This is a genomic window from Kribbella sp. NPDC049227, assembly GCF_043197265.1.
In the GTDB taxonomy this organism is placed as follows: domain Bacteria; phylum Actinomycetota; class Actinomycetes; order Propionibacteriales; family Kribbellaceae; genus Kribbella.
This window is the reverse complement of the sequence record NZ_JBICST010000002.1, coordinates 180,895-204,264: the sequence shown is the minus strand read 5'-3', so window position 1 is coordinate 204,264 and position 23,370 is coordinate 180,895. Positions and strand designations below refer to the sequence as shown.

The window sequence follows — 23,370 nt, the reverse complement described above, 5'->3', positions numbered from 1 at the left end:
AACGATGCAGCGGCTCGCCGGCAAGACTGCGATCGTGACAGGTGCCGGGTTACGCGGTGACTCGGGCGGCACCGGGTGCATGGCCGCCGTGCGTTTCGCGGAGGAAGGAGCCCGGGTGTGCGTTGTGGACATCGATCCCGGCCCCGCGAAGGCGACGGTCGAACGGATCGCGGCCGACCGCGGCGAGGCGTTCGCCGCGCAGACTGACATCACCGACGAGCGGGCCTGCCGATCGGTCGTCGGCGCGGTCCTCGAGCGCTGGGGACGGCTGGACGTGCTCGACAACAACGTCGGCCTCGGCGTGCGCGGGACCGTCGTGGACGTGTCCGAGGCGGACTGGGATCGCGCGATGACGATCAACGTCAAGGGCATCTTCCTGATGAGCAAGTACGCGATCCCGGCCATGATCCGGTCCGGCGGCGGCTCGATCATCAACATCTCGTCGATCAACCCGCGCCGACCCTACAACACCACGCCGTACGCCGCGGCCAAGGCCGCCGTCGAGGCGATGACACGCGGGATGGCCATGGACCACGGTGCGGAGAACATCCGGGTGAACTGCATCGCGCCGGGCCCGCTGGCCACCGCGCGCGACAATCACCTGGATCCGGAGTTCCGCGAGATGCGGCGCCTCGCGTCACCGTTGCACCGCGAAGGTCGGGCCGTCGACGTCGCCAACGCGGCCGTGTTCCTCGCGTCCGACGAGTCCGCCTACGTCACTGGCGAGGTGATCACCGTCGACGGCGGTGTGTCGCTGACCGGACCGAGGTACCGATGACAACGCCGACGGAACTGTACGCCCAGACGGTGACCGGCCTCGTGCAGGCCCACGCACTGGGCCGGGTGTTGTGTCACGAACACGTCGTCCTGCGTACGCCGGGCTTCGCCGAGAGCTACCCATGGACGTATCCACGCCGCGAGATCATCGACCGATGCGTCGATGTCCTCGCGGAACTGCGCGACAGCGGAATCTCCACGATCGTCGACAACACGACGATCGACCTCGGTCGTGACGCCGAACTGCTGGCCGAGGTCTCGCAGCGCAGTGGGATCACGATCATCGCCGCGACGGGCTGTCACCTCGTCACTCCGCGGTTCGTCTTCAACCGCAGCCCCGACGAGTTCGCGGCCCTGCTGATCCGCGATCTCACCGAGGGAATCGCCGCGACTGGCGTCCGGGCCGGCGTGATCAAGTGCGCGACCGACGAGGACGGGGTGACCGCGACCAACGAGACCGTCCTGCGCGCGTGTGCGCGGGCCCATCTCGCGACCGGAGCCCCGATCTCCACGCACACCCACGCCGCCGGACGGACCGGGCTCGCGCAGTTGCGGATCTTCGCCGACGAAGGAGTCGATCCGTCCCGAGTGCTGATCGGGCACAGCGGGGACACCGACGACTTCGACTACCTGCATGCGCTCGCGGACGCCGGTGCGTACCTCGGGGCGGACCGGTTCGGCGGGAACGTCCGGTGCTCGGAGGAGACCCGCGTGAAGATCGTGGCCGAGCTTTGCCGGGCCGGCCGCGCCGACCGGGTGATGCTTGCTCATGACACCAATGTGTGGTCGGAGAAGGAGCCGCCCGGATGGCGCGAGCTGCACCGCCCGCAGTGGCACTACCGGCATGTCCTGGACGACGTCGTCCCCGAACTGCGATCGCTCGGTGTCGAGCAGGTCGACGTCGACCGCATGCTCGTCGCCAATCCCGCCGTCTTCTTCCCCTACCTTCGTCCCAGCCAGACCCACCGATAGGACACCCATGACAACGCAGCAGGAGATCCGCAAGGCCTACGAGCAGCACGGCGACCGCTGGTGGCCGGATCTCGATCCGGTGCTGGCGGACAGTGAGCTCGCTGAGGCCTACGTCCGCTTCGCCCAGGTGGCCGCAGCACAGGGAGCCTTGTCGCCGAAGGTCCGCGAGCTCGTCCTGCTCGCAGTCAACGCCTCCACCACCACACTGCACGAGCCGTCGATCAGCCGGCACATCCGGGAGGCCTTGCACCATGGCGCCAGCCGCGAGGAGATCGTCGAGGTCTTCGAGGTCGTCAGCGTCCTGGGCATCCACAGCGCGCACACCGGTCTGCCGGTGCTGCTGGAGATCCTCACCGAGCAGGGGCTGATCGAGCCGGTCGAGCTGGACGAGCGCCGTACCGCCATCAAGGACAAGTACGTAGAGCGCCGGGGGATGTGGGGCGAAGCCCTCGAGGCGATGCTCGTCCTCGATCCCGAGCTAGTCGAGGCGTACCTGAAGTTCTCCAGTGTCCCGTGGCAGAAGGGAGCGCTGTCGCCGGCACTGAAGGAGTTGCTGTACGTCGCGATCGACTGCTCCGTCACGCACCTATACGACCATGGCACAGCCGCGCACATGCAGCGAGCCCTGGCTGCGGGAGCTACCAAGGAGGAGATCGCCGGAGTGCTCGCCTTGATCAGTACGCTCGGGGTCCACTCGCTCACCAGTGGATTCCGGGCACTGAACCAGCTCGGCACCTGATTCTCGCCCCTCTAGAGCTAGTCTTGGGTACCACAAATCGGGTGAGATCCCGACTATCGGAATCCGCGGGACGGAGTTTCAGATTGCCCAGGGACGAGGACGCGTCCACGAACACGTCGGTCGAGAATGCATTCGCGGTACTCAACCTATTCTCGGCAGGGACCGAGGCACTTGCCTTGAGCGACATCGCGCGGCTGCTCGACCTGCCGCTGAGCACCGCTCATCGTGTCGTCACGACGTTGTGCGATGCCGAGTTCCTGTCCCAGCAGCACGCCGGCGGCCTGTACGTGACGGGACTGCGCGTCCGGGAGTTGCTGAACGCGCTGTACAACCGGTACCCGATCCGCCGTCGGTCTGCGCGAACCTTGCGTGAACTCGCCGACGCCACGGGCCAAGCGGCGGCCCTGTACGTGCCGTTCGGTTCGCACTGTCTCCGGATCGCCGGAGCGCAGGATCGACAGCAGATCCACCGGCCGCTGCTCATCGGCGAGGCGTTGTCGCTGACGTCCACGCCGTGCGGGCTGGTGATCCTCGCGTATGCCGGGCCGGACCAGCCGGAGCCGGCCGGGGCGGGACCGAGACCGGCCGAGATCCGCAGTACCGGCTATCTGTCCACGGTCACCGACGGCCTCCGCAGCGTCGCGTTCCCGCTGATCGACGCGGACGGGCGAGCGTTCGCGGCGATCGCCGTCGAGGGGTCGACGCTGGAGTTCCGCGAGCCGGCGCGGTCCAAGCTCAGCACGTGGTCCCGGATCGTCCGCCGGCTGCAGGACCAGTGCCGTGAGCATCCCGACTGGACGGCCACCCCCTTCGAGGGCCTCGATTCCACCCATCTGCACCTGCGGGAGAGCCACGCGCAGGACTTCCAGGGAGCATCGTGACAACGCCGCAGCGGGCTGTGAACGGAGCCGAGCAGGTGGGCGACACCCGCCGTGCGGGCACCTCGGGGAACCAGGCCACCCTGCGGGTGATGGCCATCCTGTCCGCCTTCCTCGATTCCCCTGAAGGTTCGCTCGGAGTCACCGAGATCAGCAAGCAGCTGGGCATGACGAAGAGCATGGTGCACCGCGGCCTGAACAGCCTGGTCCGCCATCAGTACGTTGTTCGTGATCCGTCCGGGAGCCGTTACGAGTTAGGCCCGGCAGTCGCGCAGTTCGGTACGGTGCAGGTCCGCCCACCCGACCTGCACGCCTTGTGCCGCCCGGTCGAGACTGCCTTGCACGAACTCACCGGCGAGACGATCTCGTTGCACGTTCCGGTCGACGACGTCGTGGTCTGTGTCGACGGGATCGAGGGGCGCGGCCCGGTGGCCCGGTGGGTGCCTCTCGGCCGTAGCATCCCCCTGCACGTCAGCCCGGCGTCGCGCGCCGTCCTCGCGCATCTGCCGGACGACGAGGTCGAACTGTACCTCGACCGGCCGTTGCACATCTTCACCCAGAACACCCTGCACACGCCCGGGCAGCTCCGGGCCGAGATCGAGCAGGTCCGGTCCGACGGGTATGCGCGTTCGCTAGGCGATCACTACACGAAGGCAACGGGTACGGCGATCGGCTTCCCGATCCTGGACGTGAACGACGAGCCGCACGGATCGCTGACCGTGGCCGGGCCGACCGACCGCTTCACCCCGGCGGTCATCGAGAAGCTGATGGACACCATGCTCGACCAGGTCGCCGAGCTCAACCGCAGTACCAAGCTCCACCTGTCCGGGCGTGAGCCGGTCACGCCGGCCGGATCGGATCCGGACGCGGGCTAGGCGATCTCGATCACGACCTTCCCGAACGGACGGCCGTCGACCAGGTACTGCTGGGCTCGATCCACCGCGGACATCGGGAAGATGGCATCGAGCACCGGGATCAGCTCCCCCGCTTCGAACGCGGATCCGAGGTCGGCGTACATCCGTTGGGCGATCGCGCCGATCTCCTGGACAGACCGGGTCCGGAAGGTGACCCCGATGATGCTGAGACGCCGCTTCGCCACCAGGTCGAGATCGACCTGAGCCGACTTGCCACCGAGCCGCCCCACACTGATGTACCGGCCGGCCGCTGCGGTCGCGGCGAGACAGTCCGCCAGCACCGGTCCTCCGACCTGATCCACGGTCACTGCCGTACCCACCCCAGCGGTCACGTCCAGGACGCGATCGACGAAGTTCTCCTGGTCGATCAGATGCGTTGTGCCGAGACGGGTGAGCTCGTCGACGTGGTGGCGGGACCGGGTCGTTGCGATGATGCGACGTACGCCGCACCGCCTGGCGATCTGGTGGCACGCGAGCGAGACGTTCGAGGACGCGGCGGTGATGAGTACGTCGGAACCCGGTCGCACCCCTCCGCGAGTCACCAGCGCGTCGTGTCCGGTCATGAACGCGACGGGAACCGCAGCCGCCTCGTCGTACGACAACCCGGCCGGAACGGGAAGCGCAACGTTCTCGTCGACGACGGCCAACTCCGCACAAGCCGCTGACGCCAGCGCCATCACGCGGTCACCCACGACGAAGCGGCTGACCGCACTTCCCACCTGGACGACCTGGCCGGCGAACTCGAACCCGGTCGCCTGGCACTCCGCGTCCCCCAGGTGCCTGTACTGCCCGCGGCGCTGGGCAAGGTCGGCGCGATTCACCCCCACCGCACGAACCCCGACGAGTACCTGGGTCGATGAGGGCACGGGATCGGGCAGGGACATCGTCCGGAGCCGACCCGCGTCGACAACCACAGCTCTCATCGCATCCGCCGTTCAGAGCCAGTCCGGATCCAGCTCGACTGTCGTGCGGTCGAGGCGTGCCAGCAGGTCGAGGTGTGCCGTGACGCGAGGCAGTTCGTAGCGATGGAAGAAGCGGGCCGCATGCCGTTCGCCGTTCCTTAGCGCGTCGTCACCGGTCCCGCACGCGAGAAGCAACTCCAGCCAGATCCACCCGATCACCGTGTGCCCAAACGCCTCGAGGTACACGGTCGCGTTCGCCAGCCGGCCCGGATCATCGGCTGCGTGGATCGTCCGGGTGACGGCACGGAGCTTCTGCCAGATGTCGTCCAGTACGTCGGCCGTCCCGCGCGCCTCGTCATCGCTCTCGCGGGCCTTCGCGAGCGTTGCCCCGATCCGCAGCCCGAGCAGGTCCAGCGCACGACCGTCCTGCAACCGGGTTTTCCGGCCGAGCAGATCGAGGGCCTGGATGCCGGTCGTGCCTTCGTGGATGGGGTTGAGCCGATTGTCGCGGTAGTGCTGTTCGACGTCGTAGTCCCGTGTGTAGCCGTAGCCGCCGAGGACCTGGATCGCCAGGTCGTTCGCAGTGACACACCACTGGGAGGGCCAGCTCTTCGCGACCGGGGTGAGCAACTCGAGCAGCAGTTCCAGGTCGTGTGCCTGCTCAGGATCGGCGGCGGTGAGTTGCTCATCCAGCAGCCGTCCGCAGTAGAGCACCAGGGCCATCGACCCTTCCGCGTAGACCTTCTGCGCAAGCAACATCCGGCGTACGTCCGGATGGTCCACGATCCGAACGGGTTGGCCGGCACGACTGCCCTGGTGCCGGGTGCGTGCGTACTCGAGCGACTTCAGGTAACCGGTCCATCCGAGAGCGGCAGCCTGGGCTCCGACCGCGATCCGCGCCTCGTTCATCATGTGGAACATGTGTGACAGGCCCTCGTTCGGGTTCCCGACGAGGTAGCCGATCGCACCGGGCTGCCCACCGGGCCGATGCAGGCCCTCACCGAAGTTCAGGATGGCGTTCGTCGTACCGCGGAAGCCCAGCTTATGGTTAAGCCCGGCGGTCGCCACGTCGTTGCGCTCAGCAACTTTTCCGTCGTCGTCGAGCAGGAACTTCGGTACCAGGAAGAGCGACAGACCGTGGACGCCGGGGCCGGCGCCGGGGATCCGGGCGAGTACCAGGTGGACGATGTTCTCGCCGAGTTCGTGGTCCCCGCCGGAGATCCACATCTTGTGGCCGTGCAGACGGTACGTTCCGCCCGGCTGCGGTACGGCGCGTGTCGTTAGGTCGGCGAGCGACGAGCCGGCGTGTGGTTCGGACAGGCACATCGTGCCGTGGAACCTCCCGTCGAGCATGGGCAGGACGAACCGCTCGACCTGCTCGGCGGTGCCGAATCGCTGGATCAGGTTGGCATTCGCGATGGTCAGGCTCGCGTACGCCCAGGTCGCGACGTTGGCGGCCTGGAACCAGGCGAAGCATGCCACCGCCACGACTTGGGGAAGTTGGGCGCCGCCGACCGTCGCATCCATACCGGCGCTGAGGAGGCCGGCGCGCGCGACGACGTCGAGCGCCGCGCGAGGCTCGGGGATCATCTGGACGCGTTGACCATCGAAGGTCGGCTCGTGCAGGTCGGACATCCGGTTGTGCGGCGCGAAGTGCTCCCGCGCGATGGTCGCGGCGAGATCGAGCACCGCGTCGAATGTCTCGCGACCGTGCTCGCTATAGCGGTCGAGCCGGCAGAGCTCGTCGACCCGCAGCCAGTCGTAGAGGAGAAAGCTGAGGCCGGCAGGGGACAGCAGGTTCATCGAGGTCGTCCTTCGATCGCTAGTGAGTCGTTGAGATGCCGCCGTCCACCGGCAGGACGACTCCGGTGAGATAGGAGCCCGCCCGCGAGGCGAGGAAGACCGCCGTACCGGCCATGTCGTCGTCGCGGCCGAGCCGTTTCAGCGCCGACGATTCGAGCAGTCGGTCGCGGTGGGCTTCGAACGTCGCGGCCGTCAGCTTCGACACGAACGGCCCGGGCGCCACGGCGTTCACCGTGATGTTGCGTCTCCCGAGCTCGGCGGCGAGCACGCGGGTGAGGTGGTGCAGCCCGGCCTTGCCGGCCGAGTACGAATAGTTGTCGTACTCCGGAACGCGAAGGCCGTCGATGGAGCCGATGTTGATGACCCGGGCCGGGTCGTCGATCGAGGCGGCGCCGACCAGCTGCGGTAGCAGCGCCCGGGTGAGCGCGAAGGGCGTCTTCAGGTTCAGGTCGAGGACCTTGTCCCAGGCATGCATCGGGAACTCCTCCAGCGGTGCACCCCACGACGCGCCGGCGTTGTTGACGAGCACATGCAGTACGTCGGTACGCCGCCTCAGCTCCTCCGCGAGGACGTCACAGCCCTCGGGCATCGACAGATCGACGGCGATCGCGTCGATCTTTCCCTCAGTCGACAACTCCTCGCACGCCTGGCTGCACGCCTCTGTCTTCCTCGATGCGATCACAACCGTGGCGCCGGCGCGCAGAAGCCCGCGCGCGATCATGAATCCGATGCCGCGGGTGCCGCCGGTGACCAGAGCCCATTTGCCGTCGAGACTGAACAGGTCATGTCGGTGGGAGGCCGCCGTACCCGCCCCTGTCATATCGCCACTCCCCCGTCGACCGGGAGCACGGCGCCGGTGATGTAGCCGGCGTCCTCCGAGGCCAGGAACGCGATCGCCGCGGCCATCTCGCCGGGTGCGCCGAACCGGCGCAACGGGATGCCGGCGACGATTGCCTCCCGGCGGTCCGGCGGGATCGACTCGATCATCCGGGTCTCCGCGTTCGGTGAAACGGCGTTGACCGTCGTACCGAAGCGGGCGAGTTCCTTGGCCACAGTCTTCGTGAAGCCGACGATGCCGGCCTTCGCCGCGGCGTAGTTCGCCTGCCCGGGATTGCCCCGCAGGCCGGTGTAGGAGGTCACGTTGATCACCCGGCCGAACTGCTGTTCCCGGAAGTGCGGCACGGCTGCCCGCGTGCAGCGGAAGGTTCCACCGAGATGGACCGCGACTACGGCGTCCCAGTCCGCGTCGGTGAGGTTCCAGAGCATCGCATCGCGCAGGATGCCGGCATTGTTCACGAGCACGTCGAGGCGTCCCGTCTCGGCGACGATACGCCCGACCAGATAGTCGACGTCGCCGGTGGAAGTGACGTCGGTCGCCACACCGACCGCTCCGACCCGGGCAGCGGCCTCCTGCAGTTCCGCCTCGTCGCGGTCGGCCAGGTAGACCGTGGCACCAGCCGTGTGGAAATGTGCGGCCACCGCGTGACCGATGCCACGGGCGGCGCCGGTCACCAGAACGGTGCGACCGCTGAAATCGTATCTGAGGTTCGGCAACGGGTTCTCCGATCGTCGATGGGTGCTCAGCTCAGACGCTGCAGGATCATGGCCATGCCCATACCGCCGCCGACGCACATCGTCTCCAGACCGATCTCGCGGTCACGAGCCTGCAGGCCGTTGATCAGAGTGGTCGTGATGCGGGCGCCGGTCGCGCCGAACGGGTGACCCAGCGCGATCCCGCCGCCGTGAACGTTCAGCCGATCGATGTCGATCCCCAGTTGCCGGTACGACGGGATGACCTGCGCGGCGAAGGCTTCGTTGATCTCGACCAGATCGACGTCCGCGATCGTCATCGACGCCTTGGCCAGCGCACGCCGGCTGGCCTCGACCGGACCTAGCCCCATGATCTCCGGCGAGAGCCCGGACACACCGAAGCCCACGACTCGGGCGAGCGGCGTGATGCCGAGCTCGAGAGCCCGGACGTCGCTCATGACCACGACCGCGGCCGCGCCGTCGTTCAGCGGGCAGCAGTTGCCCGGCGTCACCGATCCGTCCGGCCGGAACACCGGCTGGAGTCCGGCCAAATCGTCCTGCGTCGTCGCCGGGCGCGGGCCGTCGTCGCCGTCCACGACCGTGCCATCGGGCCGGACGACCGGGACGATCTCGCGCTTGTAGAAACCGGCCTCGAGCGCGGCCGCGGTCAGAGTCTGGGACCGCAGCGCGAACTCGTCCTGCTCCTGCCGACTGATCCCGCACAGCGCGGCGACGTTCTCCGCGGTCTGCCCCATCCCGATGTAGACGTCCGGCAACGCGCCGGCCAGCCGCGGATCCACCCAACCGGTACGGTGGCCGCGCGCCCGGATCTTCGTCCGCCGGAGGGCCTCGGCGAACATCGGGTTGGTGTGGTCGGCGGGATCGTCCGGATAGTGCGATACGCATTCGACCCCGGCGGAGACGAAGACCGAGCCGTCACCCGCCCGGATGGCGTTGCAGGCCATCCGGGTGGTCTGCACGCTCGACGCGCAGGCCCGATTCACACTCGACCCGGGCACCGGATCGAGCCCGAGCTGAACCGCGACCCGGCGCGCGAGATTCTCACCCTGCTCGCCGCCGTGTTCCCAACTCCCGACGTACAGATCGTCGATCTCCACGGGATCCAGCGCCGGGACCTGGTCGAGCGCCGCCCGCACCATCACCGCTGCGAGGTCGTCGGGACGCAGGTCGCGCAGCGACCCCTTGCGGGCGCGGCCGATCGGGGAACGGGCGGTCGCGACGATCACGGCCTCGGGCATTCCGGCCTCCTGACTAGTGTTTCACCAATTGGATTGACATCTAAGATACGGAACACCATCCATTGACCCACTGTCAACCCGGTGCTTCCATATGACGGAAGGTTCGTCGCTATACAGAACACCTGAGCTGGAGGAGCTGGTATCGATGCGCTACACCCGGATCTACGCGGATGAGACCGGGGAGTCACACTTCGAGGACGTCACGGTCGAGAGCGAGGAGCGCGCGTCACCGGTCTCGTCCGGCAGGTCGGTGTACTCCGAGCCGATCCGGGCCTGTTCCGTCGTCCTGCGCCGCGTGGTCACTCCGCATCCCGACACCCCGCATCGGACTCCGCGGCGGCAGTTCGCCGTCCATCTGCGGGGGTTGGCCGAGGTCGAGGTGAGTTCGGGCGAGGTCCGCACGTTCGGGCCGGGGGACGTCGTACTGCTCGAGGACGTCGACGGCGTCGGACATGTCACCCGGGAAGCTGGGGACGCGGAGCGGATCACGATGTTCATCGAACTGGCGGAGGAGCCGTCATGAGCACACTGGCCAGAGCGCTCGCCGGCTCGTGGTCACTCGTCTCGTATCTGACCTGCGGCGACGACGGCACGATCGACTACCCGCTCGGCAAGGACGCGGTCGGACTGCTCGTGTACTCCCCCGACGCACACATGTCCGGACACCTGATGCGCAGCGGGCGTGAACCCTTCCGGACGCAGCGCACCCAGCCGGTCGCGCGGTCGGGCACCGACGCCGAGATCCGCCGGGCCTTTGACGACATCTTCGGGTACGGCGGCAGCTACACCGTCGACGAGGAACGATCCGAGGTCCACCATCACCTGCAGGTGTGCGTGATCCCCGGCTGGGAAGGACGCACCCTCTCCCGCTTCGTCGACCTGTCGGACGACGGAGCGGCTCTGACGCTGACGACCGGTCCACGCGTGACCGGCGGAGTCCGCCAACGTGCCGAGCTGCGCTGGCGGCGGCCGGCTCGTGGGAACAGGGGCTAGGTGCCGATGCGCGCAACCATGCAGACCTATCCACTGACGGTCGCCACCATCCTGACCCACGGAGCAACGGTCAACGGATCGTCGACCGTCGCCGTGTCCAAGGGCGGCGGGAAGAGCCGGACACGCCGGTACAACGAGATCGCCGAGACCGCCGAGCGGCTGGCAGCCGGCCTCCACGCCATCGGGGTCCGGCCCGGTCATCGTGTTGCCACCGTGCAGTGGAACAACCTCGAGCACCTGACCGCCTACTTCGCTGTACCGGCGATGGGCGCGATCCTGCACACGGTCAACTTCCGCCTCGCCACGAAGGACGTGGCCTACATCCTCCGCCATGCCGGCGACGAGGTGGTGATCGTCGACGCGTGCCTGGTCGACGTACTGATCCCGGTGCTCGACCATGCCCCGCAGGTCAGGGTCGTCGTGGTCAACGGAAGTGTCGGCGAGGCAGAGCACACTGCTCTGTCGGCGAACGGTCGCCAGACCTTGTCGTTCGACAAGTTGATCGCAGCACGAACCGAGTCATTCTCCTGGCCCGTGGTCGACGAGGATTCCGCCGCTGTCGTTTGCTACACCTCGGGCACGACCGGTAAGCCGAAGGGCGTCGTGTACAGCCATCGGTCGATCTATCTTCATGCGCTCTCCGCGACCACCACGGCGGCGCTCGGTATCGGACCGGCGGACGTCGTTCTCGGCGTGGTTCCGATGTTCCACGCCAACGGGTGGGGACTGGCACATGCCTGTTTCCTCAGCGGAGCAGCACTGGCACTGCCGGATCGCTACACGGCTGCGTCCGACCTGGTGCCGTTCGCCTGTGAGCGTGGGGTCACTCTGTCGGCTGCCGTACCGACGATCTGGACCGACGTGTTCGGCTACCTCGAAGAGAATCCGGAGACCGGCCTGCCGGCGTTGCGCATGATCTTCTCCGGTGGCTCGGCCGTGCCGGAGACCTTGATGCGTACGGCGCGGCGGCTACTCGGTGTGGACCTCATCCAGGGATCCGGGATGACCGAGACGTCTCCGGTGGTCACGGTGTCGCATCCGCCGCTCGGCCTCGAGTCTGAGGAGGAGGCCTACTGGTCCCACCGGCGATCGGCCGGCCGGATCCTGGCGGGTGTCGAGGCGCGCATCGTCGCTGACAACGGTCGGGTCCAGCCACGCGACGGCCGGAGCGTAGGCGAGATCCAGTACCGCGGCGCGTGGATCACCGGTGAGTACTACCTGGATGCGTCCGGCGACTCCTTCCATGACGGGTGGTTGCGGACAGGCGACCTCGGCACCATCACCGCGGACGGCTACATCGCGATCGTGGACCGGGCCAAGGACGTGGTGAAGTCCGGCGGCGAGTGGATCAGCTCGTCGAGCCTGGAGGCGCATCTGCTGGCGCATCCGGCGGTTGCCGAGGCCGCCGTCGTACCCATGCCGGACGAACGCTGGGGTGAGCGCCCGCTGGCGTGCGTCGTGGCCGCGTCCGGGACGACCAAGCTGTCGGTCGATGACCTGCGGAACCATCTGGCGGCGCTGGTGCCTCGCTGGCAGGTCCCGGAGTATTGGTCGGTGGTCACCGAGCTCCCGAAGACAAGTGTGGGCAAGCTGGACAAGAAGCTGCTCAAGGACAAGCAGAAGGGTGGGCAGCTCGCCGTCGTGCGGGTGCCGTGATCGACGAAGGGCCGGATCCCTGGGGGATCCGGCCCTTCGGGCGTGTCAGCGACCAGGGGGCGTCGACGGAACCGTGGCCGCCACCCGGTCATCGGTGGAGGTGGCCGACCGGGTCCTCGACCGGGTGAACCGCACCGACCGCACCCGGCCGAACTTGGTGAGCAGGTAGTAGAGCCCGAAGCCGCGCGGCCAGTTCGTCACCACGTTGCCGCTCGCGCTGCGGAAATAGTTGTGAGTGGCAAGCAATGCCGAGTCCTTCCACTGCTTGCCGAGCCATCGCTCATAGGCCCGGAAGTGGCTCGCGCGCACCTCCGCGCCGGTCGACTTCGTGCGCGCCATCCGCCTGACGACACCGGCGACGAAACTCATCTGGCACTCCAGCACGAACAGGTGGGCGCCGCTGCCGTTGGTGTTCGGGCCGTACAGGATGAAGAAGTTCGGGAACTTCGGCACCATCAGGCCCAGGAACGCCGTGGCGTCGGCCTGCCAGAACTCGTGCAGATCGGTGCGATCCCGGCCGGTGATGCGGACGCCGGACAGGAACTGGGCTGCCTTGAACCCGGTCGCGAGGATGAGGACGTCGACCGGGTGCGCCGTACCGGTGTCGTCGACCACAGTGGAGCCCCTGAGCTCACGGATCCCTTGCGGGACGAGCGTCACGTTCGGGCGCTTCAGCGCGGGATAGAAGTCGCTGGAGCGCACCAGCCGCTTGCCGTAGACCGGATAGTCCGGGGTCAGGGCGGCCAGGAGATCGGGGCGGTCGTCGAAACTCGAGCGCAGGAAGTTCTCGGCGACCCGCTGCACGGCCAGGTTCTGCGCCGTACCGATCTTCTTGGCCCGACCGCCCTTGATGGCCCGCCGGATCCGGTAGAGGGCTACGAGCCGGTTCCACTGTGCGGCCGCGGGACGGGCTCGTCGCTCGCGTTCGTCCTCGGTGTACTGCGTGACCGGCTTCGGCAGGATCCAGCCGGGCTCGCGCTGGAACACCCGCAACTGCCCGACGGACGGTGCGATGGCCGGCACCAGCGACGCACTCGTCGAGCCGGTGCCGACCACGGCAACGCTCTTGCCGGCCAGATCGATCCCTTCCCGCCATGCGGCAGTGTGCACGACCTCACCGGTGAACCGATCGAGTCCCGGCCAGGCGGGGATCTTCGGTTCGCTGAAGAGCCCGACCGCGGAGATGACGACGTCGCTGTGGACGGTCGACCCGTCCGCCGTGCTGAGCAGGTAACCGCCGGTCCTGGTCCATTCAATCGCGGCGATGTCGACGCCGTACCGGATCCGGTCCTGCAGGCCGTACTCCCGGAGTACCTCGTCGAAGTACGCGAGCAGCTCCTCTCGGCGGGCATGGCTGCGGCTCCACGGGTACGGCTTGAAAGAGTACCGGTACACGTCCGACTCGGTGTCAACCTCGGCGCCGGGGAACGAGTTGGCCCGCCAGCACCCGCCCGCGTCGGGCAGACGCTCGTAAATCGTGAACGAGGTGATGCCCTCTTTGAGCAGCTTGACCGCCATGCCGATGCCGGAGAAACCTGCGCCGATGATCGCGATGCTGGGCGTTCGCATGAACCGTCCTTCGACTCTGGGATGCTGAAAGGTCCTGAACCGGCGGGGTCGCCGGGTTACGCGGTGGTCCTGCTCTCGAGGTCGCCGAATGCCGTCTCCCGCACGGCGAGGGTGACAACCGTGAGCGTGACCAGGCCGCCGAACGCGACGTAGAGGATGAACAGCCACGGCCGTCCGAGGGACGAACTGAAGTACGTCCCGAGCAAGGGCGCGGTACCGCCGAAGAGCGAGGACGCCAGGGCGAACCCGACGCCGCAGGCGCTGTAGCGCACGTGCAGCGGGAACTGCTCGGCGAACACCGCGCTGGTCGGCCCGACGACCGCGGTCAGCGCGAGCATGATCAGCACACAGGCGAGGATGCCGAGGATCGTGCGCCCGGATTCGAGCATCGCGAACGCCGGGAACATCACCAGCGCGAGACCGCCGCCGCCCGCAATGAGGACGGGCCGGCGACCGACCCGGTCCGACAGCGCGCCCATCGGCACCATGAGCACGATCCAGAGCACGCTGAGGAGGATGCCGAACGAGTACGTCGTCGAGGCTGGGATCCCGGAGTACTTCTGCAGGTACGTCGGGAGGTAGATGAGCAGCCCGTAGCCGCCGATCACCTGGGCGAAGACAACCCCGATCACGAGCAGCATCTGTCGCCAGTGTTGCTGGAACGCGAGGACAACCGGCTGCTTGACCAGAGTGTCGCGCCGGCGGGCGAACTCCGGGCTCTCCGGTGCGCCCCAACGCAGCAGGAAGACCGTCAGTGCCAACGGGATCGACAGCAGGAACGGGATCCGGAAGCCGAACTGCGCCACCTGGTCCGCGTCGAACAATGAGATCAGCTTGGCCGTACCGACTCCGAGCAGTGTTCCGAGGCCGGATGCGACGTTCAGCACCGAGCCGTAGGCGCCCCGCTTCCCGGGCGGGGCGACCTCGGTGAGATAGGTGAGCAGACCGCCGATTTCGCCGCCCGTCGCGATCCCCTGCAGAAGTCGCGCGACCGTGAGCCAGATCGGCGCCAGGATGCCGACCGAGGCGTACGTCGGCGCGAGGCCGATCAGCACCGTGGCGACGAGCATCACGACGACGCTGATCACCAGGGTGTTCCGACGGCCGTGGCGATCCCCGATGTGCCCGAACATGATCGCGCCGATCGGCCGGGCCGCGAACGCGACCGCGAAGAGGGTGAACACGTACAGCAGCCCCGCGACGTTGTCGTGCTCGGGGAAGAACGTCTTGGCGAGGATCGGCGCGAGAAGGCCGAAGATGTAGAAGTCGTAGAACTCGATCGCGCACGGCAGGATCGCCGACAGGACGGCGCGCCTGCCGCCGAGCTGCCGCACCACGCCGCCGAGCTCGCCGCCTTGGCCCGTTCCGTCCTGCACCTGGATCACCGCTCGGTCTGTTCCGTCGCTGGTCGTCATGACAAGTCTCCGTTCCCTGAAGGCACAGATCGCGGCGCTCGATGGACAGCCGTACGTGCCGTTCCGTGGTGGCAGTCACAGAGAACAACACCCAAATGGTTCTGTCAATCGGTTGCACTTCCAAAATAAGAGACATAGCGTGAGAAGCCGAGCGACGAAGGGAAGCAACCATGAGCGACGCGGACGGCGCGGCCATCGGGTTCGCCGGCCTGGGGAATATGGGTCAGCCGATGGCCCTGAACCTGGCCAGGGCAGGGTTCGCACTGACGGTGTTCGACCCGCGCGCCGAGCGAACTGGTCCGTTCGTGGACCTCGGCGCGACGGTCGCGGACTCCCTGGCCGGGCTGGTGTCCGAGGCCGACATCGTGTTCACGATGCTGCCGGACACCCCAGACGTGGCGAAGGTCGTCAGTGGGCCCGACGGTATCGAGCAGCACGGCAGACCCGGGCTGTTGCACGTGGAGATGAGCACGATCATCCCATCCGCTTCGAAGCGATTCGCCGAGCGGCTGGAGGCACGTGGAATGCGGTTCGTCGACGCCGCCGTCGGGCGATCGGCCTTACACGCGGCGCGCGGCGAGAGTCTGTTCATGGTCGGTGCGCACCAGGCCGATCTCGAGACGGTCCGGCCGCTGTTGCACGCGATGGGCGACGCCGTCGTGCACTGCGGTCCGCCCGGATCTGGAATCGCGATGAAGATTGTCAACAACTTCCAGGGCAACGTCCAGGCGCAGGTCACCGCGGAGGCACTGGTCCTCGGCGCCCGGCTGGGGCTATCCGTCGAACGGATGGTCGAGGTCCTGTCCAGCAGCCTCTCCGTCAACGGCTTCCTCACCGGGTACTACCCGCTGAAGGCGCTGGCAGGCGACGTCGAGCCGGGCTTCGCGCTCAGGCTGGCCAACAAGGACCTGTCGATCGCGGTCAACCTGGCCGGCGAACTCGGCGTCCCGGTCGATGCCGGCGCCACGGCACAGGCTTGCGTCGAGGCCGCCTGCGCGGCTTACGGCGACAACGACGTCACAGCCCTCCTCGACGCCGCGGCCGAGGCGGCTGGCATCGAACCGCCCCGGCTGGCCAGACAGTGACACGTCCGTTTGTTGTTCGAAGCAACGATTGGGGACCATCGTGACCGAGCTCGCGATCGACCGGCTGGGCGCCGACTCCCAGCGACTCGTGCATCCGCCGGAGGTTCTGGTGGCCGGGACGTGGGCGGCCGGCGACGGTACGCCGGTAACGGCCATCGACCCGTACACTGAGGCGATCCTTGCCGACGTACCGACGGCGAGCATCGACCAGGTCCACGCGGCCGTCGCGGGAGCGCGGCGAGCGGTGACAGAAGGAGCGTGGGCTCACCTCGGCCCTGGTGACCGCAGCCGACTCCTGCATCGCGTCGTCGAGGTCTTGGATCGCAATCGGCTGCTGCTCGCGCGCATCGTGACGGCCGAGACGGGATCGCCGATCACGTTGAGCACGATGCTGCAGGTCGACCCGATGCTCGAACACCTGGCATGGTTCGCCGACGCCGCCGCTCGTGGACCACACGGCGGCTACGAGCAAGGCCTGCCGTTACGGGGCAACGTGTCAGCGAGTGTCCTGATCCACGAACCGGTCGGTGTCGTCGCCGCACTCACGCCGTACAACGCTCCCCTCGTGACCGCGGCGTGGAAGGTCGGCGGCGCCCTGGCCGCCGGGTGCAGCGCCGTCCTGCTGCCGTCTCCGCGGTCCGCGCTGACCTCGCTGGCGTGGGCGCGGCTGGTGTGCGAGGCCGATCTGCCCGAGGGAGCATTCTCGTTCCTGGTCGGAGAGCAGCATGTCGGCCGGGCGCTGACCGAGAGCGACGGTGTCGACATGGTGACGTTCACCGGTTCGAACGGCGTCGGTCGCGAGGTGATGCGGCAGGCGGCCGGCACCTTCAAACGGGTGGTGCTCGAACTCGGGGGGAAGAGCCCGAATATCCTCCTGCCCGGCACTGACGTGCAGGCCGTTGCGGGTCCTTCGACGCTGCGGTACGCCCGCAACGCCGGGCAGACGTGTGGCGCGACGACACGGATATTCGTACCTCGAGCGGACTACGACGAGTTCGTGCAGGCCACCCGCGACTTCCTGCCCGGCGTGCAGGTCGGCGACCCTTGGGATCCGCAGACCGTCGTCGGACCGCTCATCACCGCCGAGCACCGGGGGCGGGTCGAGGGGTACGTCGACCGGGCGATCCGCGGCGGCGGGATCGTCGACGCTGGCGGCGGACGACCGGCGACGAAGCACGGGTACTTCATGAACCCGGCCCTGATCGGTGGAGTGACCAACGATGCGGAGATCGCCCGCGACGAACTGTTCGGTCCGGTCGGCGTCGTGATCCCATACGACGACGTCGACTCCGCCGTTGCCATGGCCAACGACTCCGACTACGGCCTGAACGCGAATGTCTGGGGCCCACCACCCCAGGCCGTCGAGGTCGCCCGCCGGATCCGCTCCGGCACCGTCACCGTCAACGGCGGCAACGGCGGCCTCCGCCCCGACACCCCCTTCGGCGGCTACCGTCAGTCCGGCACCGGCCGCGAAGCAGGTGAGGAAGGCTTCCAACACTTCCTCGAGACCAAACAGGTCCAAATAGCCCTCAACCCAACCGGGCCAGTCGTTGCAGCCAGCGTGATTGATCGGTGATCGTCTACTCCTCCCGTGGCTTGTTGTCGTCGTACCGGCCCCTGACCGGGCCTGTGCCTGGCGTTGTGCGGTCGTCGCTGCAGACCGCTGCGGCGACCTCGCGGGCGGGCGCGTGGTCGTCGGAGCGCCAGCGGGCCGCCTCGTCGGCAGCGTCGACTTGTAGCCTTCCTCGGTCGCGCTGCGGTGCTGAATCACGATCCGCGCCCGCCGTGGACAGCCTCGGCGGTCTCCCCCGCACTAGACACGCGCGGTATGTCGGACTCGGCGACCTTCTTCTCGGTCGCCGAGATCTCGCTGATGGCCAGCGTGCCGCGGCAAGCGCCGAGTGGGTTCGCCGAGGCCTTCCTCCGTCCATCCCCACGCCTTCGCGGACATCGGGCAGACCACTGAAACGTTAGGAACGCAGTGCGTTCCTGGTCCTCAACGGGTGCCTCGAGCTCGCGGTCGCTGACGAGCTCATCAAGCGCAACCCAGGCCAGTCGCGGATCGTCAAGAAGCCGGCCAGACGATTCTCCAACGTCGTGGCGTGGTCGGACGAGACGGTCGACCGCATCGTCCAAGCGCACCCCGAGGAGTTCAGGCTCATTCCGATCATCGGATCGGCAGCAGGCCTGCGTCAGGGTGAGATGCTCGGACTGTCGGTCGACGACTTCGACTTCGAAGACCTGGTCATCAGGGTTCGGCGGCAGGTGAAGCGGCTCGGCAAGGAGTACGCCTTCGCGCTGCCGAAGAACGACAGAGAACGCATCGTGCCCATGTCGACGTCCCTGGCGAAGATGGTCAAGACGCACATCGCTCGCTTCGGTACGACGAAAATCTCGCTGCCGTGGGAGCGGCTCGACGGCGAGATCCAGGACCCGTCGTCCTACGACCGGCCCGGCAGGCGGTGGATCGTCGACTGGAGCGGCTTGCTTCACGGCTGACGGAGCAGGGACGGAGCAGAGGTAATCGGGGCCTAGAGGACGGACCGATCGATGATGCTCCGGGCTTGCTCTGACGGAACAACTGCGCAGGCCGAGATTCCTTACAGATAAGGCTATTTCAGCTCGGCGGATGTCTTCCCCAGCAGCCTGCGGGCCACGATTAGTTGTTGGATTTGTTGGGTGCCTTCGAAGATGTCGAGGATTTTGGAGTCTCGGGCCCATTTCTCGAGGAGTTCGTGTTCTGAGTAGCCGAGGGTGCTGGTGAGTTCTATGCAGCGGAGGGTGATGTCGTTGGCGGTGCGGCCGGCTTTGGCTTTGGCCATCGAGGCTTGGAGGGAGTTGGGTTGGGCGTTGTCGGCCATCCAGGCTGCTTGCAGGGTGAGGAGGTAGGCGGCTTCCCAATCGGCTTCGAGTTGGAGGTACGTCGCCGCGGCCGCGGGCTGGAGGTGGACGGAGCGGTCGTAGTCGATCTCGACGCCGGCGTCGGCCAGCAACTCACGGGTGAGTTCGAGCGACGCGCGGGCGCACCCGACGGCCATGGACGCGACCAGCGGACGCGTGTTGTCGAAGGTCTGCATGACACCCGCGAAGCCTTTGTCGGCGTCGATCTCGGGTGAGCCGAGCAGGTTGGCCGCGGGCACGCGGCAGTTGCCGAAGCGAAGAGTGGCGGTGTCGGAGGCCCGGATGCCGAGCTTGTGGTCGAGCCGTTCGACCGTCATCCCTGGCGTGTCCTTCGGTACGACGAACGACTTGATCGCAGCCCGGCCCAGCGACTTGTCGAGCGTCGCCCACACCACCACGGCGTCGCAGCGACCGCCCGCGGTGACGAAGATCTTCTCGCCGTCGATGATGTAGTCCTCGCCGTCGCGGCGCGCGGTCGTCTGGATGTTCGCCGAGTCGGACCCGCACCCGGGTTCGGTGATCGCCATGCCGGCCCACACACCGTCGAACCGCCGCAACTGCTCGTCAGAGGCAACCGATGCGATCGCGGAGTTCCCGAGACCCTGCCGCGGCATCGACAGCAGCAGCCCGACATCACCCCAGCACATCTCCATGATCGACAGCACCGACGACAGGTTCGAGCCGTTCACAACACCTTCACCGGCGGCAGTACGTCGTACTCCGGCCGCACCCGCGCCGGAACTGGTGCCCGAGGCACCTAATCCGTCGACCATCGCCGCGAGCATGTCCAGCTCGACCGGGTACTCGTGCTCGGCCAGGTCGTACCGCCGCGAGTTCGGACGCAGCATCTCCGCGGCGACCTGGTGCGCCTGGTTCACGAAGGCGCGGAACTTCCGTGGTGTCTCGAGGTTGATCATCAGACCAGCACCGCGCCTTCCATCACGCCGATCGCTCGTAGGTCGCGGTACCAGCGTTCGACCGGGTGCTCCTTCACGAACCCGTGCCCGCCGAGCAGTTGCACACCGTCAGTCCCGATCTGCATGCCCTTGTCCGTGCACAACCGGCGCGCCAGCGCGACCTCGCGGGCGAACGGAAGCCCTTGTTCCGCACGCGATCCGGCCCGATAGGTGACGAGCCGCATGCCCTCCAGCTCGATCCCGATGTTCGCGACCATGAACGCCACCGACTGCCGATGGCTGATCGGCTCACCGAACGCCGTCCGCTCACTGACGTACGGCGTGACGTAGTCCAGCACCGCCTTCGCCGTACCCAGTGACAACGCACACCAGCCCAGCCGCGACAGCCGTACGCACTCGGCGTAGTCGTCGAGCGTGCCCAACTGCACCGCCGGCACATCCTCGAGGATCACCCGGCTGAGCGACACCGCCCGTAGCCCCATCGACGGCTCGGCCTCGATCGTCACGCCGGGATGATCGGACTCGACCAGGAAGAGCGCCGGCCCCTGATCCTCCAACTGCGCGGCGATCACGAACAACTCAGCCTCGGCACCACGCGGCACCAGCGACTTCACGCCGTTCAACCGCCCGCCGACGGCCGTGGTCCGCAAGTCGAAGGGATCGAACAACGGCCGCGGCTCCAAGATCGCCAACGCCGCCGCCGGAACCGACGATCCGGTGAAAGCGGACAGGTACGTCGCCTGCTGCGTCTCGTCACCCCACAACGAGATCGCCGTACTCACCGCCGCCGGCGCGAGACACGCGACCGCCTGACCCATGTCACCGTGCGCCATCGCCTCGGCGACCAGTACGCCGGTCATCGCGGACCGCTCGGTGACGATGCCACCGAGTTCCTCCGGCACCTCGATCAGACTCAGCCCGAGCTCGGCCGACGACGCCAGCACCTTCGGATCCGTCGTACACGCGGTGTCCGCCGCGGAAGCCGCCGGACGCAGTACTTCGGCGGCGAACTCCTTCACGACCCCGACCACCATCTGCTGGTCCTCGGTCGGCGTCAGGTCGAAGCGGCCGCTCCCCCGCGCTGCCGGCAACCGGGACGGCGTGCTGAGCTTCGACGCCGCCGAGAAACTCCGGGACAGCGCCCCCGCCGTCCGGAAACCCGTCTTGGTCGCCTCGAACACCACCCGCTCGGTCTGCTTCCGCAACCCGAACCGATCGATCGTCCGCCACCGGGCGAGCCGGTTCAGCAGCGCGACCCCGACCCCGATCGCGTCCCGCCGCCCCCGGTCCCGCGCGCGTGTCCGCTCCTCAAGGCTCATACCCGCCACTGTAAACCGAAGTTACAACCCGGGTCACGTGACCGCAGTCACACGGAGATCGCGGCGGCCTTCGCCTGGAGGTAGCGCTGCTCCGGCAGGCTGGTGGTACGCCGGGCCGCGGCAAGGTAGTGCTCCTGCGCCTTCGCCGGCTCCCCCGCCCGCTCGTACAGATGCGCCCGTACGGCGTCCAGACGGTGGGTCTCGGTGATGTTCTTGTTGCCGTCGAGCGTGGCGAGCAGGTCGAGACCGGCCTGGGGACCCTGCACCTGCGCGAGCGCGACCGCCCGGTTGAGCGTGACCATCGGATTCGGCGTGAGCCGCTCCAGCAGCACATAGAGCGAGAGAATCTGGTTCCAGTCGGTCTCGTCGGCACTCGGCGCCTCGGAATGCACGGCGGCGATCGCGGCCTGCACCTGATACGGACCGACCGCGCTCTGGGCCAGTGTGGCCAGGATCAGCGTGGTGCCTTCCTCGATCTGCTCGCGATCCCAGAGCGTGCGGTCCTGCTCGTCGATCGGGATCAGGCCGCCATCGGCGGTCGTCCGCGCCCTTCGACGGGAGTCCGTGAGCAGCATCAACGCCAGCAGGCCCGCAGCCTCACCGTCGTCGGGCAAGGCCGTACGCAGCATCCGGGTCAGCCGGATCGCCTCGGAGGTCAGGTCGAGCCGCTGCAGTTCCTCGCCGGAACTGGCGGTGTACCCCTCGTTGAAAATCAGGTACAGCACCTGCAGGACAACCCGCAGCCGGTCCGCGCGCTCCTCCTCCGGCGGCATCTCGAACCGGCTCCCGGCCGCCTTGATGCTCTTCTTCGCCCTGCTGATCCGCGGCGCCATCGTTGCCTCGGGCACCATGAACGCCCGCGCGATCTCGCCCGTGGTCAGACCGCCGACCGCGCGCAGCGTCAGCGCGACCTGCGACGCCGGCGTGACGGCCGGATGGCAGCACAGGAACAGCAGTGTCAGCGTGTCGTCCTCGTCCGGAGCCTTATCGACATCGGCGCCAGGGGCAACCAACTCCTCCGGCCCGGCCATCGACGCGACGCTGTCCTCGCGGCGGCGGCGCGCGGCCTCACTGCGGAACTGGTCGGTCAGCCGCCGCGTCGCGACCGTGATCAGCCAGCCGCGCGGGTTCGCCGGTACGCCGTCCACCGGCCACTGCGTCGCGGCAGCGAGCAACGCCTCCTGGACGGCGTCCTCACATAGATCGAACTGCCCGTGCCGCCGCGCCAGGAACCCCAGCACCTGCGGCGCGAGTTCGCGCAGCAACCCCTCCACTTGCGTCATCCGCACCTCCCTGCCAGCACCCTACGCGTCAGGAGTACGACCACCCGGACCATTGGTCGACCCGGATCCCGATCACCGGTCCACGTGGCGGGTCCGCCTCGTACTGCGGATACTTCGCCACCAGCAACTCCAGTGCCGCCGATCGGGCCTCCACCACCCGCGCGACGCCGTCGACGCGCACCCACCACAGATGCGTCCAGTCCTCGTCGTACTGGTCGACCAGGACCGCCACGCGTTCGTTCTCCGTGATGTTGCGCAACCGCTTCAGATCGGTCGTCGTCTTCGGCTTCTGATCGATCCCGATGAACAACTCGTCCCCGCGCACCGCATAAGTCACCGGTACGACGTGCGGCCGCCGATCACCGCCGACCGTAGCCAACCGCCCCACCCGCGCCGCCGCGACCCGCGCCCGGCACGTCGCCTCATCCAGTCGCATGCTCCCGACCCTAAACCGCCCC

Annotated in this window: 22 protein-coding genes and 1 pseudogene; 12 read left to right on the top strand and 11 right to left on the bottom strand. The window is 67.8% G+C overall.

Going from position 1 to position 23,370, the window contains the following annotated elements; genetic code table 11:
- The first annotated feature begins 4 nt into the window (after positions 1-4).
- The 5 genes from ACGFH6_RS07690 to ACGFH6_RS07670 are packed head-to-tail and all read left to right on the top strand — an operon-like array spanning position 5 to position 4,241.
- Positions 5-778: an SDR family NAD(P)-dependent oxidoreductase gene (locus tag ACGFH6_RS07690; RefSeq protein WP_393381443.1), complete on the top strand. Its 774-nt coding sequence runs from the start codon at positions 5-7 to the stop codon at positions 776-778.
- Positions 775-1,749: a phosphotriesterase gene (locus ACGFH6_RS07685; protein ID WP_393381442.1), complete on the top strand. Its 975-nt coding sequence runs from the start codon at positions 775-777 to the stop codon at positions 1,747-1,749. Before ACGFH6_RS07690 ends, ACGFH6_RS07685 begins: the two co-directional genes overlap by 4 nt.
- A gap of 7 nt (positions 1,750-1,756) precedes the next feature.
- Positions 1,757-2,488, top strand: a complete 732-nt coding sequence (locus ACGFH6_RS07680; protein ID WP_393381440.1) for a carboxymuconolactone decarboxylase family protein — start codon at positions 1,757-1,759, stop codon at positions 2,486-2,488.
- 41 nt (positions 2,489-2,529) lie between these two features.
- Positions 2,530-3,369 carry an IclR family transcriptional regulator gene (locus tag ACGFH6_RS07675; protein ID WP_393381439.1) on the top strand — a complete coding sequence of 280 codons (840 nt, stop codon included), beginning with the start codon at positions 2,530-2,532 and terminating at the stop codon, positions 3,367-3,369.
- Positions 3,366-4,241, top strand: coding sequence for an IclR family transcriptional regulator (locus ACGFH6_RS07670; protein WP_393381438.1), 876 nt, complete (start codon positions 3,366-3,368; stop codon positions 4,239-4,241). Before ACGFH6_RS07675 ends, ACGFH6_RS07670 begins: the two co-directional genes overlap by 4 nt.
- On the opposite strand, the gene ACGFH6_RS07665 is transcribed toward ACGFH6_RS07670, so the two are convergent.
- From ACGFH6_RS07665 to ACGFH6_RS07645, 5 genes are read right to left on the bottom strand one after another with little or no spacing between them, the layout of a single operon-like run.
- Positions 4,238-5,203 carry a zinc-binding dehydrogenase gene (locus ACGFH6_RS07665; protein WP_393381436.1) on the bottom strand — a complete coding sequence of 322 codons (966 nt, stop codon included), beginning with the start codon at positions 5,201-5,203 and terminating at the stop codon, positions 4,238-4,240. The two genes, ACGFH6_RS07670 and ACGFH6_RS07665, sit on opposite strands and share 4 nt — an antisense overlap.
- Positions 5,204-5,215: 12 nt before the next feature.
- Positions 5,216-6,985 (bottom strand): acyl-CoA dehydrogenase, encoded by a 1,770-nt coding sequence (locus ACGFH6_RS07660; RefSeq protein ID WP_393381434.1) that lies wholly within the window; start codon positions 6,983-6,985, stop codon positions 5,216-5,218.
- Between the two features lie 19 nt (positions 6,986-7,004).
- On the bottom strand, positions 7,005-7,805 hold the full coding sequence (locus ACGFH6_RS07655) for an SDR family oxidoreductase (protein WP_393381432.1): 801 nt from the start codon (positions 7,803-7,805) through the stop codon (positions 7,005-7,007).
- On the bottom strand, positions 7,802-8,539 hold the full coding sequence (fabG, locus tag ACGFH6_RS07650) for a 3-oxoacyl-ACP reductase FabG (protein WP_393381431.1): 738 nt from the start codon (positions 8,537-8,539) through the stop codon (positions 7,802-7,804). The genes ACGFH6_RS07655 and fabG overlap by 4 nt, the downstream gene beginning before the upstream one ends.
- 26 nt (positions 8,540-8,565) lie before the next feature.
- Positions 8,566-9,774: an acetyl-CoA C-acetyltransferase gene (locus ACGFH6_RS07645; protein WP_393381429.1), complete on the bottom strand. Its 1,209-nt coding sequence runs from the start codon at positions 9,772-9,774 to the stop codon at positions 8,566-8,568.
- 145 nt (positions 9,775-9,919) lie between these two features.
- Between ACGFH6_RS07645 and ACGFH6_RS07640 the strand changes: the two genes are divergently transcribed.
- From ACGFH6_RS07640 to ACGFH6_RS07630, 3 genes are read left to right on the top strand one after another with little or no spacing between them, the layout of a single operon-like run.
- The gene (locus tag ACGFH6_RS07640; RefSeq protein WP_393381428.1) at positions 9,920-10,297 is read left to right on the top strand and encodes a hypothetical protein; all 378 of its coding nucleotides are present in this window, start codon (positions 9,920-9,922) and stop codon (positions 10,295-10,297) included.
- The gene (locus ACGFH6_RS07635) at positions 10,294-10,767 is read left to right on the top strand and encodes a lipocalin-like domain-containing protein (protein WP_393381426.1); all 474 of its coding nucleotides are present in this window, start codon (positions 10,294-10,296) and stop codon (positions 10,765-10,767) included. Before ACGFH6_RS07640 ends, ACGFH6_RS07635 begins: the two co-directional genes overlap by 4 nt.
- A 6-nt stretch (positions 10,768-10,773) precedes the next feature.
- The gene (locus tag ACGFH6_RS07630; RefSeq protein WP_393381424.1) at positions 10,774-12,423 is read left to right on the top strand and encodes a long-chain-fatty-acid--CoA ligase; all 1,650 of its coding nucleotides are present in this window, start codon (positions 10,774-10,776) and stop codon (positions 12,421-12,423) included.
- A 45-nt stretch (positions 12,424-12,468) separates the two neighbouring features.
- Here ACGFH6_RS07630 and ACGFH6_RS07625 read toward each other — a convergent pair whose 3' ends face one another.
- The gene (locus tag ACGFH6_RS07625) at positions 12,469-13,992 is read right to left on the bottom strand and encodes a flavin-containing monooxygenase (RefSeq protein ID WP_393381422.1); all 1,524 of its coding nucleotides are present in this window, start codon (positions 13,990-13,992) and stop codon (positions 12,469-12,471) included.
- A gap of 56 nt (positions 13,993-14,048) precedes the next feature.
- Positions 14,049-15,407: an MFS transporter gene (locus ACGFH6_RS07620; protein WP_393381421.1), complete on the bottom strand. Its 1,359-nt coding sequence runs from the start codon at positions 15,405-15,407 to the stop codon at positions 14,049-14,051.
- Positions 15,408-15,574: 167 nt separating this feature from the next.
- On the opposite strand from ACGFH6_RS07620, the pseudogene ACGFH6_RS07615 reads away from it, so the two are divergent.
- From ACGFH6_RS07615 to ACGFH6_RS07600, 4 genes and pseudogenes are all read left to right on the top strand, one after another.
- A pseudogene (locus ACGFH6_RS07615) lies at positions 15,575-16,066 on the top strand (NAD(P)-dependent oxidoreductase); the annotation flags it as partial.
- The gene (locus tag ACGFH6_RS07610; RefSeq protein ID WP_393383005.1) at positions 16,052-16,492 is read left to right on the top strand and encodes an NAD-binding protein; all 441 of its coding nucleotides are present in this window, start codon (positions 16,052-16,054) and stop codon (positions 16,490-16,492) included. The pseudogene ACGFH6_RS07615 and the gene ACGFH6_RS07610, both read left to right, overlap by 15 nt.
- Before the next feature lie 40 nt (positions 16,493-16,532).
- Positions 16,533-18,068 carry an aldehyde dehydrogenase family protein gene (locus ACGFH6_RS07605; protein WP_393381419.1) on the top strand — a complete coding sequence of 512 codons (1,536 nt, stop codon included), beginning with the start codon at positions 16,533-16,535 and terminating at the stop codon, positions 18,066-18,068.
- Positions 18,069-18,589: 521 nt separating this feature from the next.
- Complete coding sequence (locus ACGFH6_RS07600) at positions 18,590-18,991, top strand: tyrosine-type recombinase/integrase (RefSeq protein ID WP_393381418.1); 402 nt, start codon at positions 18,590-18,592, stop codon at positions 18,989-18,991.
- 113 nt (positions 18,992-19,104) lie between these two features.
- On the opposite strand, the gene ACGFH6_RS07595 is transcribed toward ACGFH6_RS07600, so the two are convergent.
- From ACGFH6_RS07595 to ACGFH6_RS07580, 4 genes are read right to left on the bottom strand one after another with little or no spacing between them, the layout of a single operon-like run.
- Positions 19,105-20,310, bottom strand: coding sequence for an acyl-CoA dehydrogenase family protein (locus ACGFH6_RS07595; protein WP_393381416.1), 1,206 nt, complete (start codon positions 20,308-20,310; stop codon positions 19,105-19,107).
- Positions 20,310-21,629 (bottom strand): acyl-CoA dehydrogenase family protein, encoded by a 1,320-nt coding sequence (locus ACGFH6_RS07590; protein WP_393381414.1) that lies wholly within the window; start codon positions 21,627-21,629, stop codon positions 20,310-20,312. The genes ACGFH6_RS07595 and ACGFH6_RS07590 overlap by 1 nt, the downstream gene beginning before the upstream one ends.
- 47 nt (positions 21,630-21,676) lie before the next feature.
- Positions 21,677-22,912, bottom strand: a complete 1,236-nt coding sequence (locus ACGFH6_RS07585) for an RNA polymerase sigma factor (RefSeq protein ID WP_393381413.1) — start codon at positions 22,910-22,912, stop codon at positions 21,677-21,679.
- Positions 22,913-22,940: 28 nt separating this feature from the next.
- On the bottom strand, positions 22,941-23,348 hold the full coding sequence (locus ACGFH6_RS07580) for a TIGR03668 family PPOX class F420-dependent oxidoreductase (RefSeq protein WP_393381411.1): 408 nt from the start codon (positions 23,346-23,348) through the stop codon (positions 22,941-22,943).
- Positions 23,349-23,370: the final 22 nt, after the last annotated feature.

Excerpts from the sequence above, each read along its gene's own strand:
- ACGFH6_RS07625 (WP_393381422.1), bottom strand. The coding sequence starts at position 13,992 with ATGCGAACGCCCAGCATCGCGATCATCGGCGCAGGTTTCTCCGGCATC.
- ACGFH6_RS07660 (WP_393381434.1), bottom strand. The coding sequence starts at position 6,985 with ATGAACCTGCTGTCCCCTGCCGGCCTCAGCTTTCTCCTCTACGACTGG.
- ACGFH6_RS07685 (WP_393381442.1), top strand. The coding sequence starts at position 775 with ATGACAACGCCGACGGAACTGTACGCCCAGACGGTGACCGGCCTCGTG.
- ACGFH6_RS07680 (WP_393381440.1), top strand. The coding sequence starts at position 1,757 with ATGACAACGCAGCAGGAGATCCGCAAGGCCTACGAGCAGCACGGCGAC.
- ACGFH6_RS07690 (WP_393381443.1), top strand. The coding sequence starts at position 5 with ATGCAGCGGCTCGCCGGCAAGACTGCGATCGTGACAGGTGCCGGGTTA.
- ACGFH6_RS07585 (WP_393381413.1), bottom strand. The coding sequence starts at position 22,912 with ATGACGCAAGTGGAGGGGTTGCTGCGCGAACTCGCGCCGCAGGTGCTG.
- ACGFH6_RS07645 (WP_393381429.1), bottom strand. The coding sequence starts at position 9,774 with ATGCCCGAGGCCGTGATCGTCGCGACCGCCCGTTCCCCGATCGGCCGC.
- ACGFH6_RS07630 (WP_393381424.1), top strand. The coding sequence starts at position 10,774 with ATGCGCGCAACCATGCAGACCTATCCACTGACGGTCGCCACCATCCTG.
- ACGFH6_RS07665 (WP_393381436.1), bottom strand. The coding sequence starts at position 5,203 with ATGAGAGCTGTGGTTGTCGACGCGGGTCGGCTCCGGACGATGTCCCTG.
- ACGFH6_RS07640 (WP_393381428.1), top strand. The coding sequence starts at position 9,920 with ATGCGCTACACCCGGATCTACGCGGATGAGACCGGGGAGTCACACTTC.
- ACGFH6_RS07580 (WP_393381411.1), bottom strand. The coding sequence starts at position 23,348 with ATGCGACTGGATGAGGCGACGTGCCGGGCGCGGGTCGCGGCGGCGCGG.
- ACGFH6_RS07610 (WP_393383005.1), top strand. The coding sequence starts at position 16,052 with ATGGGCGACGCCGTCGTGCACTGCGGTCCGCCCGGATCTGGAATCGCG.
- ACGFH6_RS07595 (WP_393381416.1), bottom strand. The coding sequence starts at position 20,310 with ATGATCAACCTCGAGACACCACGGAAGTTCCGCGCCTTCGTGAACCAG.
- ACGFH6_RS07655 (WP_393381432.1), bottom strand. The coding sequence starts at position 7,805 with ATGACAGGGGCGGGTACGGCGGCCTCCCACCGACATGACCTGTTCAGT.
- ACGFH6_RS07590 (WP_393381414.1), bottom strand. The coding sequence starts at position 21,629 with ATGAGCCTTGAGGAGCGGACACGCGCGCGGGACCGGGGGCGGCGGGAC.
- ACGFH6_RS07620 (WP_393381421.1), bottom strand. The coding sequence starts at position 15,407 with ATGACGACCAGCGACGGAACAGACCGAGCGGTGATCCAGGTGCAGGAC.
- ACGFH6_RS07635 (WP_393381426.1), top strand. The coding sequence starts at position 10,294 with ATGAGCACACTGGCCAGAGCGCTCGCCGGCTCGTGGTCACTCGTCTCG.